Consider the following 13329-nt stretch of genomic DNA (forward strand, 5'->3'; position numbering starts at 1 on the left):
ACCATGCGGAGGTTGAGAGCAACTACGCCGGCTTGAGCCCCTGCGCGTGGGCGAGCGCGGCCAGCGCCTCGCGCTCGAGTGCGCGCAGCTCCTCGATCGTCTCGTCGAGCGCGGCCTTGCGTTGCTCCAGCTCGTCCAGCCGTTCGCGCACCCGCAGCGTGAAGCGGCGGCGCTGCTCCACATGCTCCGGATCGGCATCGTAAAGGTCGAGGAATTCCTTGATCTCGCGCACCGAGAAACCCAGCCGGCGGCCGCGTAAAACCAGCTTGATGCGCGCCACTTCGCGACGGCCGTAGATGCGGGTGGTGCCGACCCGTTGTGGCCCGATCAGGCCCTTATCCTCATAAAAGCGCAACGCCCGCATCGTGATGCCGACTTCCTTGGCGACCTCCTGAATGCCCTTCAGGCCGGAATCGTGATGGTCGTCGAGCTTACGGCGCGATGATGCCGTCATGCCCGGCCGGCCGCTTCTTCGTCCGCAAGCGCCTTCTTGGACAATTTACCGATCAGCGTCTTGGGCAGGCTCTCGCGGATTTCGATCTTCGACGGCATCTCGATCTTGCTGATGCGCTCCTTGAGGAAGGCGCTCAAAGCCGCTTCATCTGCCGCCATACCCGGCTTGAGCGACACGAAGGCCTTGGGCGACTGCCCGCGATAGCTGTCCGGCACTCCGATCACGACCGCCTCCGCCACGGCAGGATGCTCGTAGAGAGCATCCTCAATCACGCGTGGATATACATTATAGCCCCCGCACAGGATCAAATCCTTAATGCGGTCGACCAGGAAGAGATAGCCATCCTCGTCGAGATAGCCGACGTCGCCGGTTCGCAACGCGCCATCGACGAAGGCCGCGGCACTTTCGTCCGGCTTGTTCCAATAGCCTTGCATGACTTGCGGACCCCGCGCGCACACTTCGCCACGCTCGCCCATCGGCATCAGCCGCTGCGGATTTTCCAGGTCGCGTATTTCGAGGATCGTCTCGGGAAAAGCGGGGCCGCAACTGTTATTCTTGACCAGCCCTTCCAGCGGATTGCAGGCAATGATCGGCGAGGCCTCGGACAGGCCATAGCCCTCCACGATGCGGCAACCCGTGCGCCGCTCGAACAATTCGCGCACCTCCAGCGGCAACGGCGCACCGCCGGAGATACAGACGCGGATCGTCGACAGGTCCGGCAATTGCCTCTCGTCCAGCCGGTTCACCGCCGAATAGAGGGTCGGCACGCCGAAGAATTGCGTCGGCCGGGTGCGGCGGATCGTCTTGACGAACTGCTTCATCTCGAAGCGCGGCAGCAGTACCATCTCGGCTGCGGTATCGATCGAATAATTGAGCACCGTCGTCAGCGCGAAGACGTGGAACAGCGGCAGCACGCCCAGAGTGCGCTCCTGTTTTTCCGGCAAATGGCCGACATGCGCGATCATCTGCGCGCTGTTGGCGGCGAGATTGGCATGGCTCAGTCGCGCCCCCTTGGGCACGCCCGTGGTACCGCCCGTATATTGCAGCACCGCCAGGTCATCGGGTGAACTGACTATTGGATCCGGATCGACATTGTCGGCGGTGAGCTCCGCGAACCAGAGATGGCGCGCATCATCGGGGACACGTGCATGATCTTTGCGCTTCAGCAAACGGAAGCCGAGCCGCAGCGGCCACGGCATCACGTCGCCCATCGGGCAGACGACGATATGCTCAAGCCCGGTTTCGGCCGCGAGGCCGGCGACCTTGTCGTGGATCATGCGCAGATCGGGCACGATCATCACGGTGGTACCGGAATCGACGATCTGATGGCGCAACTCGCGCTCGACATAGAGCGGATTGAAATTCACCACGACGCCGCCTGCGCGCAGGATCGCGAAATAGCAGATCACGAAATAAGGCGTGTTGGGAAGGCACAAGCCGACGCGCGTGCCCGAGCGAACGCCGATATCTTGTAGGCCACGCGTCGCACGCCGGACGAGTTCGCCCAGTTCGGCATAGGTCCAACCGCGTCCGAGAAAGTCGATCGCCGGCCAGTCGCCATGTTCGGCGACCGCCCGGTCTAGCAGATCAGTCAGCAGCCGCGGCGCAATCGGCGGCACAGCCCCCGGCGGCGGTATGGCCGCCGGAGAATCGTGTCGATCGAAATGCGCCGCGTTCTGCATCAGAAGCTGAACCGCCCGCCGATCGCGAGGACCAGCGCGTGGGCATTGTCGAGACGCCCGTTGACCAGGATCGGCGTCTGCACGGCGGTGCCGGCATAAGCCGCGGTCGTGCGGTTGATCGCGACATCCTTGAACTTGATGTAGGATACCGCTCCGTCGATCGTGAACGACTTGCTCAGCGCGAAGCTGGTGCCGGTGGAGAAGTTCCAGCGGTTGCTGTCGGGCACGCGCGCGTCACGTTCCAGATTCTCGGTCGGCGTTTCGTCATATTGAACGCCGGCGCGCAGCGTCCAGGCCGGGGTCACGGCATAATCGACACCGCCGGCATAGCTCCACGTGTTGCGATAGCCTTCGGGGATCGCCGTGTTGAGCGGCGCCCCCAGCGTGATGGCGTCGAACTTGCCCCAGCCGAAGCGGACGATCTGGCCGTTCAGGGTCAGCTTGTCCGTCGCCTTGAAACGCAGGCCGGCGGTAAGCTGCCACGGGGTGCGGAAATCGGCCATGGCGTCGATCGAGCGGTTCTGCGCGGCGAGCGGGCCGAGCAGGCCTTCGATCGTCACCGAACCATCGAGCTTATGCTTGATGCTCGATTTATAGCTGACGCCAAGCGAGACCGGGCCGCCGCGATATTGCGCGCCGAGTGTGTAGCCGACATCCCAGCCGCTGCCTTCCAGCGTCTGGTGGCCATCGGCCAGCAGCGGCGAGAGGTTGGGCAGGTAATTGCTCAGCGTCGCCTTCGAATGCTCGACATTGACGGCACCGCCGATGACGAAGTTCGGGGTTAGCGCGAACGCGACCGACGGCTGCAGATCGATCGTGCGCAGCTTGGTCTTGTCGGCGGTGTACCGCGCCCAGCTGGTGGCGTCATAATTGGTCGTGAAGCTGAACGGCGACGTCACGGCGAGGCCTACCGAGAGCTGCGGGGTAAGCGCATAGGCGACCGCGCCCGAAGGGAGCGTGCCGTTGTCGATCGGATTGTTCGAACGCTGGTCACCGCCGACCGGAGCAGGCTGCTGACCGGGGCGGCGGATGAGCGTGCCCACATTGTCGACATTGCCGCGCGGCATGATCTGGCTGACGCCAAGCACCGCCTCGCCGCCGGTCATTCCGCCGATCGCAGCCGGATTCCACCAGAGCGATGCGGCACCCTGGTCCGCCGTCTCGCCCGAGAAGGCGCGGCCCGCACCGCGGATCGACTGTTCCTGCAGGTAGAAAGCGGCCGCATTCGCGGACGAACCGATGGCTGCCGCCATGACGGACGCGGTGGCGGCCAGAAGGGCGCGCTGGGTAACCTTATTCATCCTAAACTCCCATAGTGTGTTCGTGATCATTGGGGCACGCATCAACGGATGCGCGTCCAGGTCTGGGTCTTGCACAACGGCCACATGATGCAGCCGCGAACCTTCAGATGGTCGGCATCGACCGGGGTGACCGTCGCCTTGTAGGTGCCGCCGTCGTCGCCATTGTAGATGGTGCCGCCGGTCCACTGGCCGTCGCCGCGGGTAAAGCCGCTCAAAATCTGAAGGCCCATCAATTTGCGGCCGCGCAGCGCCGCATTCTTGTTGTTGGCGTCGAGCAAATTTGGATTGGTGCGCAAACCGTCCGAGCCGACGAGCGTGCCGCAGATCGAAGCGCCGCAGCGTTCGACCTGGACGATGCCGTTGCGGGTTTCCGTACGCCACCGCCCCAGCGCGGCATCGGGACTGACGGCAGCGGATGCGAGCGCCGCGAGCATGGTGAAGCCGATCATACCTATTCCTTCATCTCTCTCAGGCCCCCGCTCTTTGGCAGGTGGCGCAATGCCGGCTGAACGTCCGGCGCGAATCCCTTGTGACTCAAAAATTGCTTGACGTATAGGGAAAGTATCGCACCTTTAGAGGCGACATGGCACGCAACGGTAAAAGACCGTCAAGTCCATCCGGAGAGTGATAAATGCGCAACGTCGTGATTGCGGGTTATGCCCGCTCCCCCTTCCATCTCGCCAACAAGGGAGAGCTCGCGCGCGTCCGCCCGGACGATCTCGCCGCACAGGTTATCCGCGGGCTGATCGAGCGGACCAAGGTCGATGCTGCCGATATCGAGGACATCATCCTCGGCTGTGCCTTCCCGGAAGCCGAGCAGGGCCTCAACGTCGCGCGCCTGATCGGGCTGCTCGCCGATCTGCCGCTGTCGGTCGGCGGTATGACGGTCAACCGCTTCTGCGGGTCGTCGATGAGCGCGATCCACATCGCCATGGGCCAGATCCAGATCGGCGCGGGGGAAGTGTTCGTCTGCGCGGGCGTCGAGTCGATGAGCCGTGTGCCGATGATGGGTTATAACCCCCTCCCCAACCCAACCCTGGCCGCCAAGAGCGCCGCTTATATGGGCATGGGCGACACCGCCGAGAATGTCGCGACCCGCTATCAGCTCACGCGCGGCGAGCAGGAAGCCTTCGCCGTCGACAGCCAGAAGAAGGCGGCGGAAGCGCGCACGGGCGGGAAGCTTGCCGATGAGATCGTACCGATCCAAACCAAGACGGGTGTTGTCAGCGAAGACGGCACGCTCCGCCCTGAGACTACTGCCGAAGGCCTTGCCGGGCTCAAGCCTGCCTTCGACGCCAACGGTTCGGTCACCGCCGGCACCTCCTCCCCGCTCACCGACGGCGCGAGCGCGGTGCTGGTGACGAGCGAGGATTATGCCCGCGCCCACGGCCTGGAAATCCTCGCGCGGATCAAGGCGGTCGGCATCGCCGGCTGCGCGCCCGAGATCATGGGCATCGGCCCGGTCGGGGCATCGACCAAGGCATTGGAGCGAGCCGGCATCGCTGTCGGCGATCTTAGCGTCGTCGAGCTGAACGAAGCCTTTGCCAGTCAGGCGCTGGCCTGCATCCGCGACCTTGGTCTCAAACCCGAAACCGTGAATATCGACGGCGGCGCCATCGCCATCGGCCACCCACTCGGCGCGACCGGCGCGCGCATCGTCGGCAAGGCGGCGTCCCTGCTCAAGCGGCAGGGCGGCCATTATGCCCTCGCCACTCAATGCATCGGCGGCGGCCAGGGCATTGCCACCGTGCTGGAGGCAGCCGAGTGAGCGATACGATCCCAAAGGTTTGCGTGATCGGCGCCGGCGTAATGGGCGCCGGTATCGCCGCCCAGGTCGCCAATGCCGGCGTGCCCGTGCTGCTGCTCGATATCGTGCGCGACCCGGCCGACCGCAACGCAGTGGCGAACGGCGCGGTTGCCAAAATGCTCAAGACCGATCCGGCGCCGTTCATGTCGACGCGTGCGGCCAAGCTGATCGAGACCGGCAATATCGAGGACGACCTCGCCAAGGTCGCCGCGTGCGACTGGATCATCGAAGCGGTGATCGAGCGGCTCGACATCAAGCATGATCTCTATGCCAAGCTGGAGGCGGTGCGCCGTGCCGGCACCGCAATCTCCTCCAACACGTCGACCATTCCGCTCGACACGCTGATCGAGGGCCGTTCGGACGCGTTCAAGCGCGACTTCCTAATCACCCATTTCTTCAACCCGCCACGTTACATGCGATTGCTGGAGATCGTCACCGGTCCGGCAACCGATCCCACGCTTGCGGCCCGGGTCGAGGCATTTGCCGACCGGGCGATGGGCAAGACCATCGTCCACGCCAAGGATACGCCCGGCTTCATCGCCAATCGCATCGGCACCTACTGGATCCAGCTCGGCCTCAACGCGGCGTTCGACCTGGGGCTTACGGTCGAGGAAGCGGACGCGGTCGCGGGCCGCCCGATGGGCGTGCCCAAGACCGGTATCTTCGGGCTCGTCGATCTGGTCGGCATCGATCTGATGCCGCACCTGCAGAAGAGCCTGACCGAGACTTTGCCCAAGGACGATCCCTATCAGGCGATCGCCCGCAGCCACCCGCTGATCGAGAAGATGATCGCCGACGGCTTTACCGGCCGCAAGGGCAAGGGCGGTTTCTATCGCGTCAATCGCGAGATGGGGAAGCGCAAGGAAACGATCGACCTCGCCACCGGCGAATATCGCCTGCCGATAGCGGCCGGCGGGCTGCCCGCGGCTGCGGCCAAGGGCGACCTCACCGCGCTGATCGGGCTCACGGGCAAGATGGGCGATTATGCCTGGGCCGTCCTCGGCGGCACGCTCGCTTATGCCGCCGGGCTGGTGCCGCAGGCGGCGGACAGCATCGTCGCCGTCGATGACGCGATGAAGCTTGGCTATAATTGGAAGTTCGGCCCGTTCGAGCTGATCGACAAGCTTGGCGCCGCGCAGCTGGCCCAGCGGCTCGAAGCCGAGGGCAAGCCGGTGCCCGAGCTGCTCAAGCTGGCCGGCGATCGCAACTTCTATCGCGTCGAGAACGGCAAGCGCCAATATCTTGGAATCGATGGCGAATATCGCGACATCGTCCGCCCCGAGGGCGTGCTGCGGCTGGAAGATATCAAACTTGCCGCCGCGCCGTTGCTCAAGAATTCGTCGACGGCTTTGTGGGATGTCGGCGACGGCATCGCCTGTCTCGAATTCACCGGCAAGATGAATGCGCTCGACGGCGAGGTCATGAAGCTGATCGGCCTGGCCATCCCGCTGGTGCAAAAGAGCTTCAAGGCCTTGGTCGTCTATAACGACGGCAGCAACTTTTCGGCCGGCGCCAATCTCGGCCTTGCCTTGTTCGCGCTCAATATCGCGGCCTGGGGCGAGGTCGACAAGCTCGTCGCCGGTGGCCAGAAGGCCTATAAGGCGCTCAAATATGCCCCCTTCCCCGTTGTCGGCGCGCCGGCCGGCATGGCATTGGGCGGGGGTTGCGAGATATTGCTCCATTGCGACGCGATCCAGGCGCATGCCGAGCTGTATATGGGCCTTGTCGAATGCGGCGTCGGCCTGATCCCCGGCTGGGGCGGCTGCGGCGAGATGCTTCAGCGCTGGCGCGACGCGCCCGCCATGCCCAAGGGGCCGATGCCGGCGGTGGCCAAGGTGTTCGAGACGGTCAGCACGGCGACGGTTTCCAAGTCCGCCGCCCAGGCGAAGGAGCTCATGTTCCTGCGGCCCGATGACGCCATCACCATGAACCGCGACCGGCTGCTGAGCGATGCCAAGGCCAAGGCGCTCGCTTTGGTCGAGGGCTATCAGCCGCCCAAGCCGCCCGAATTCCGGCTGCCGGGCGAGAGCGGCCATGTCGGGCTCAACATGGCGGCCGAGGGCTTCCGCAAGCGCGGTCTCGCGACCGATTACGACATGGTCGTGTCCGATGCGCTGGCAGGCGTATTGACCGGCGGGACGGCCGATCTGGTGGACACGGTCACGGAAGCGGACCTGCTCAAGCTGGAACGCGAGGCGTTCGCCATGCGCGTCCGCGACGTGCGCACGATCGCCCGGATCGAGCATATGCTGGAGACGGGCAAGCCGCTGCGGAATTAGGAAACCCCGCTCATCTTGAGGAGCCATTGAGCTTGTCGAAATGGCGTCTCGAAGGCCCCTTCGACGAGCTCAGGGCCCTCCTCAGGGTGAGCGGTAATAGGAAAAGGCCAAGACAATGCAGGTCTATGAAGCGCCGCTGCGCGACATGAAATTCGTGCTCCACGAGCTCCATCAGGATGATGGATTTGGTGGATTGGAAGCTCTCAGCGAGTTCACGCCCGATCTGGTCGATGCGATCCTAGAGGAAGCCGGCCGCGTCGCGCGCGACGTGCTGCTGCCGCTCAACCGCTCCGGCGACGAGGAAGGCTGCCATCTCGAAAACGGCGTGGTGCGAACGCCCAAGGGCTTCAAGGAAGCCTATGACCAGTTCCGCGAAGGCGGCTGGTGCGCGCTCGCGTCCGATCCGAAATGGGGCGGCCAGGGCCTACCGGAGACGGTCAACAAGATGACCGAGGAGATGATCTGCGCGACCAACGTGTCGTTCAGCCTCTATCCCGGCCTGACGCATGGCGCTACCACCGCGATCGAGGGTTTCGCCGCCGAGGAACTGCAGAACCTCTACATGCCCAAATTGGTCGAGGGCAGCTGGTCGGGAACGATGTGCCTGACCGAGGCGCATTGCGGCACCGATCTCGGTATGCTGCGCACCAAGGCCGTGCCGCAGGGCGACGACAGCTACAGGGTCAGCGGTTCCAAGATCTTCATCTCAGCCGGCGACCATGATCTTACCGAAAACGTGATCCACCTCGTGCTGGCGCGCCTCCCCGACGCGCCCGCCGGCGTGAAGGGCATCAGCCTGTTCCTGGTACCGAAATATCTGCCCAAGGAGGACGGCTCGGTCGGTCCGTCCAACGGCGTTTCGGTCGCGGCGATCGAACATAAGATGGGTCTGAAGGCGTCCGCGACCTGCCAGCTCAATTTCGACGAATCGATCGGTTGGCTGGTCGGCAATCCCCACAAAGGGATGGAAGCCATGTTCAAGATGATGAACACCGAGCGCGTCTCGGTCGGTGTCCAGGGCTTGGGCCTCGGCGAGGCGGCGTATCAGGCTGCGGTTTATTACGCCAAGGACCGCATTCAGGGCCGGTCGCTGTCCGGTGTGAAGGCACCGGACAAGGCAGCCGATCCGATCATCGTTCACCCCGACGTGCGCCGCATGCTGATGACGATGCGCGCCTATAATGAGGGCTGTCGCGCGGTCTGCGGCTGGGTCAGCCGCGCGCTGGATGCCGAGAAACATTCGAGCGATCCCGAGGTGCGCCAGCGGGCGGGCGATTTCATCGCGCTGATGACGCCAGTGGTGAAGGCACTGTTCACCGACATGGGCTTCGAATCCGCCAATCTCGCGGTGCAAGTCTATGGCGGTCACGGCTACATCCGCGAGAGCGGGGTCGAGCAATATGTGCGCGATGCCCGCATCGCCATGATCTACGAGGGCACCAACGGTATCCAGGCGCTCGATCTCGTCGGGCGCAAACTCGGCATGCATATGGGCCGCTATCTGCGCTCCTTCTTCCATCCAGTCTCGACCTTCCTGGAAGACAATGCCGAGGACGAGGCGCTCGCCGGGATCATCCCCGGGCTGGCGCAGGCGTTCGGCGCGCTGCAGCTTTCGACCGGCACGATCGCGCAGAAAGGCCTGAAGGATCCCGAGGAAGCCGGTGCCGCGGCGACCGATTACCTGCGCCTGCTCGGCCTGGTCGCGATGGGCTACACCTTTGCCCGCGCAGTGAAAATCGCTCAGGCGAAGATAGCCGCCGGCGACAGCGAGGCCAATTTCTACAAGGCCAAGATTGCGACCGCGACCTTCTTCTTCGATCGCATATTGCCGCAGGCGACCGCATGCTTCCTCGCGATCAAATCGGGCAAGCAATCCATGATGGCGCTGAGCGAAGACGCTTTCTGATCATGAGCATCCCGCCACAGCTCGCCGGCCGGCTCGCCATGCCGGCGATCGTGGCGCCGATGTTCCTGATATCCGGGCCCGATCTGGTGGTGGAATGCTGCCGCGCCGGGCTGCTCGGCACCTTTCCTAGCCTCAACCAGCGTACGACCGACGGGTTTGTCGCCTGGCTGGACGATATCGAGGCGCGTCTGGACGACGATAGCGCGCCTTACGGCGTCAACCTGATCGTCCACCCGACCAACAAGCGGCTGCAGGACGATCTCGCCGTGATCGTCGCGCGCAAGGTGCCGCTCGTCATCACCTCATTGGGTGCCGTCAAGGACGTGGTCGACGCGGTCCATTCGTATGGCGGGCTCGTCTTCCACGACGTTATCAGCGCGCGCCATGCCGAGAAGGCGGCGAAGGCCGGCGTCGATGGCCTGATCGCGGTCGCGGCCGGCGCCGGCGGCCATGCCGGCACGATCAGCCCGTTTGCGCTGATCGCCGAGATACGCAGCTTCTTCGACGGCGCGCTGGCTTTATCGGGCGCGCTGTCGCAGGGGCGTCAGGTCGCCGCCGCCGAACTGATGGGGGCGGATTATGGTTATCTCGGCAGCCTGTTCATCGCGGCGGAGGAAAGCCTCGCCTCGCCGGAGCAGAAGGCGATGATGATCGGCGCCCGCGCCGCCGATATCGTCCACACGGACAAGGTCACCGGCATCGCCGCCAATTTCATGAAGGCCAGCCTCGCCGCCAACGGCCTGCTCGACGCACCCGGGCATGTCGGCAAGCTCGACCTGGAGGGCGAAGCGCGCGCGTGGAAGACGATTTGGTCGGCCGGCCATGGCGTTGGCGCGGTCCGTGCCGTAAGGCCCGCGCGGGCGATTTGCGAGGAACTGATCGCCGATTACCGCGGCGTCCGGCATGACTGACGCTGCCCACACGGGTGCGGTCGCGGCGCTGGCAGCGCTGCTCGACGTTGAAACGGTCGGTACCGATCTTTATCGCGGCGCACGTTACCCCGCCGGCAAGGGCCGCGTCTTCGGCGGCCAGGTGATCGCGCAGGCCTTGCTGGCCGGCATACGTTCGGTCTCAGAGCGACAGCGCCCTCACTCGCTCCATGCTTATTTCATGCGACCGGGCGATGAGGATTTGCCGATCGACTATCATGTGCTGCGCGACTTCGACGGCAGCAGTTTCAGTACGCGCCGTATTGTCGCGCTCCAAAACGAAACGCCGATCCTGAATATGTCCGCCTCGTTCCAGCGGCCCGAGGACGGGCTGGAACATAGCGTGCCGATGCCCGACGTGCCCGCCCCCGAGGCGCTGGCGATAGGCGACAAGGACGGGGGCGGATCTCCCGCGATGGCGCATTTCCTCAAGCGCTTCGCCGCCTTCGAATTTCGGCCTATCCCCCCGTTCGGCGAGCCCGCCCCCGCGCCACAGCCAGGGCTAAGCCGTTTATGGTTCCGCCTTGCCGCCCCCGCGCCCGCCGATCCCGCGTTATGCAGTGCAATGCTGGCCTATCTCAGTGATTTCGGCCTGTTGACCACCGCCGTGCTGCCCCACGGCATCCCCTTGTTCAGCGGCCGTCTTCAAGCCGCCAGCCTCGATCACGCGCTGTGGCTGCACGAGGCGCCCGCGCTCGACCGATGGCATTTGTTCACGATGGAAAGCCCCTGGGCCGGCGGCGGCCGCGGTCTGACCCGCGGCACCTTCCACTCGCAAGCCGGACGTCACATCGCCAGCGTGGCGCAGGAAGGCCTGATCCGCCCGATCGTACGCCGCGACCAACCGAGCCGCGTCGGCGCCGCGCTAAAACGCTCGCCTGAGTGAGAGCAACAGCGTCTGTCCGACGCGAAGCCGCCGGTCGTCGCGATAGGCGAGCGGACCCGCCCCCCGCAGTCCATCGTAAAAGGTAATGCCGCGCCGGTAGCGGCGTCCCGTGGCTTCGCTCATCTCCAGGTGAAAGGACAAGCCGGCACGCGGCACGTAGTCGGTGAACAAGGTCAGCAGCAGGCCGGCGCGATTGATATCGACCTCGTTGAAAAGATAATTGTGCGTGGTCCATCCGGCGTCGAATTTCGCGCCCCAGGCCGCCTTCCAGCGCGGTAGATCCTGATGGAAGCTTGCGGCGAATTCGACTGGCTTCTGATTGGAGATGCCGCGGCTCTTGCCGGTTGTCGGATCAGTCACGCGCGCATGGCGCCACGTGCCGTCCAGTTTGAGTTCCGCCTGCGGCAGGCCGAGAAAGGCGAGCGGCAATGTCAGATTGCCGACCACGTCACCTTCGCGGCCGCTGCCAATATTGCCCGGCGCGTCGAACAACACGTCCCCGCTGATGATCGGGATCCGGTCGATCACGTCGTGCAACCAGCTGTGCCGCACCGTCAGCGTCGCCGCCGCGCCGCCGCTACGCCACTCATAGGCAAGCTCCGCAATCCAGGCGTTATTCGGGCGGATCGCAGCATTGCCCGACGAGACCGATCCCCTGTCGAGGGAGGCCCCGGCGATAAAGTTGGCGAAATCGAGCTGGCCCGCCTCGCGTGCCACACGCATCCGCAGCTGCTGCCGTGCGGTCGGGGCCAGCGCGAGCCGGACGAAAGGCTTGACGAAGCTGTCGCGGCGCCGCCGGACCGTGTCGGCTATTGCGTTGATCTGCGAATACTCCAGCCGCACCCCGCCCTCGGCGTTCAGCGCGCGGCTTGGCTGCCAGGTCGCCTCGACGCCGATTTCGCCGCGCTTTTCGGTCACGTCTGCCTTGCCGTTCGGCAAAGCGACCGGAACATCGTTGAAGCTGAAGGCGCTTCGCGTGGCGAGCTTGTTATGCGCGCCCTCAACGCTCACGGCCACCGAGACGCTGTTGTTCACCGTGTAGCATAGCCGCGATCTGATCAGCGCTTCGCGCGTACGGTCATGCTCGGAAAATCGCGTGTCGGCGCCCGGCGCATCAAGCAAGGAGCGATAGCTCTTGCGGCCAAGCCGAAGCAACGCGCTGGTTTCGCTCCCGAGCGCAGCGCCGAACTTGCGATCGAGGTGCCCGCCGATCTCGGCGCCCGCCTGCCCATGCGCGAAGCCGCCAAGGTCCGCATCGATGGTGGAGACGCTGTAGCGCGGCGAATAGACACGGTCGGCCTGCTTCTCATGATAGCTTGTCCACGTAAGCGTGCTGTTGAGCCGCAGCTGCCCGCCCAAACCGGGGAGTTCGACCGTTCCTTGGGCGAAGCCGGTCGTCCCGCCTGCCCTGGCATCGACGGTGGCAAACTCGCTCGGGTCATCCGCTCCGTTCGTGCGCCGCCGGCTGCCGTCGCCGAGCTTGCGATCCGCATAGCGCGACACCGATGCGCTGACCGACACGAGGCGGCCCTGGCCGGAATTGCGCGTTCGCTCGAGCGTGAGCGCCGGGGTGGCGCGGCCGTCAGCATTGATCCCACTCGCGACTGTGATGGCGGCGCTCGCGCTCGCCGCCGCCTTGCGCACGACATTGGCCACGATTGGCTGGCCAAGCATATCGATGCCGGATGCGCCGCCACGCAGCAAAGTGATGTGGTCGACCTGGTCTGCCGGAATGCGCTGCAGGACTTGATCGAACGTGAAATTCTTGTCGGTCACCCGTTTGCCGTCAATCACCACGTTGCCCGCTGCTTCGGCCATGCCACGCAGCGTCGGATCGCCGGGCACGAAGGTGAAGCCGGGGACGCGCTGAACCATGTCGAGGGCATTATTGGGATGGAACGCGGCGAAGAAGTTCGCCGGATAGTCGAGCTGGCCCGCGCCGTCCGGCCGCGCAGCGGCCGGCGGGGTCAGCAGTATCAGCGCTAGCGCGCCGAGCGAGCCTCGATCATGCATATGGTGTCGCCTGTGTTCGTGGAACGAGGCGGCTCAACTAGAGCGCAGCGCCGTACCCGTCCCGAGGGCGAC

The 13329-nt window shown here is 64.8% G+C and carries 10 protein-coding genes; 5 read left to right on the top strand and 5 right to left on the bottom strand.

Translation table 11 applies throughout. From position 1 onward, the window contains the following. Positions 1–22: 22 nt before the first annotated feature. From DX905_RS02240 to DX905_RS02255, 4 genes are read right to left on the bottom strand one after another with little or no spacing between them, the layout of a single operon-like run. Positions 23–454: a MerR family transcriptional regulator gene (locus DX905_RS02240; RefSeq protein WP_116089878.1), complete on the bottom strand. Its 432-nt coding sequence runs from the start codon at positions 452–454 to the stop codon at positions 23–25. Then, a complete protein-coding gene (locus DX905_RS02245; RefSeq protein WP_116089879.1) occupies positions 451–2136 on the bottom strand; it encodes a long-chain-fatty-acid--CoA ligase in 1686 nt (561 codons plus the stop codon). Before DX905_RS02245 ends, DX905_RS02240 begins: the two co-directional genes overlap by 4 nt. Further along, positions 2136–3437: an OmpP1/FadL family transporter gene (locus tag DX905_RS02250; protein ID WP_116089880.1), complete on the bottom strand. Its 1302-nt coding sequence runs from the start codon at positions 3435–3437 to the stop codon at positions 2136–2138. The genes DX905_RS02245 and DX905_RS02250 overlap by 1 nt, the downstream gene beginning before the upstream one ends. Positions 3438–3478: 41 nt before the next feature. Beyond that, positions 3479–3886: a DUF2147 domain-containing protein gene (locus DX905_RS02255; RefSeq protein WP_205412176.1), complete on the bottom strand. Its 408-nt coding sequence runs from the start codon at positions 3884–3886 to the stop codon at positions 3479–3481. A 182-nt stretch (positions 3887–4068) separates the two neighbouring features. Here DX905_RS02255 and DX905_RS02260 point away from each other — a divergent pair, with 182 nt between their 5' ends. The 5 genes from DX905_RS02260 (at position 4069) to DX905_RS02280 (ending at position 11244) form a co-directional block, all read left to right on the top strand. Continuing rightward, positions 4069–5205: a thiolase family protein gene (locus DX905_RS02260; RefSeq protein WP_116089881.1), complete on the top strand. Its 1137-nt coding sequence runs from the start codon at positions 4069–4071 to the stop codon at positions 5203–5205. Continuing rightward, positions 5202–7523: a 3-hydroxyacyl-CoA dehydrogenase/enoyl-CoA hydratase family protein gene (locus DX905_RS02265; RefSeq protein ID WP_116089882.1), complete on the top strand. Its 2322-nt coding sequence runs from the start codon at positions 5202–5204 to the stop codon at positions 7521–7523. Before DX905_RS02260 ends, DX905_RS02265 begins: the two co-directional genes overlap by 4 nt. Before the next feature lie 115 nt (positions 7524–7638). Next, a complete protein-coding gene (locus DX905_RS02270) occupies positions 7639–9429 on the top strand; it encodes an acyl-CoA dehydrogenase C-terminal domain-containing protein (RefSeq protein ID WP_116089883.1) in 1791 nt (596 codons plus the stop codon). A 2-nt stretch (positions 9430–9431) separates the two neighbouring features. Then, entirely contained in the window at positions 9432–10340 is a 909-nt protein-coding gene (locus DX905_RS02275) for an NAD(P)H-dependent flavin oxidoreductase (protein WP_116089884.1), read from the top strand. Next, the gene (locus tag DX905_RS02280; RefSeq protein WP_116089885.1) at positions 10333–11244 is read left to right on the top strand and encodes an acyl-CoA thioesterase; all 912 of its coding nucleotides are present in this window, start codon (positions 10333–10335) and stop codon (positions 11242–11244) included. The genes DX905_RS02275 and DX905_RS02280 overlap by 8 nt, the downstream gene beginning before the upstream one ends. Here the strand turns inward: DX905_RS02280 and DX905_RS02285 are convergent. Continuing rightward, the gene (locus DX905_RS02285) at positions 11224–13257 is read right to left on the bottom strand and encodes a TonB-dependent receptor plug domain-containing protein (RefSeq protein WP_116089886.1); all 2034 of its coding nucleotides are present in this window, start codon (positions 13255–13257) and stop codon (positions 11224–11226) included. The genes DX905_RS02280 and DX905_RS02285 overlap by 21 nt on opposite strands. Positions 13258–13329 lie beyond the last annotated feature (72 nt).

It is taken from the genome of Sphingomonas crusticola (assembly GCF_003391115.1).
GTDB lineage: Bacteria > Pseudomonadota > Alphaproteobacteria > Sphingomonadales > Sphingomonadaceae > Sphingomonas_I > Sphingomonas_I crusticola.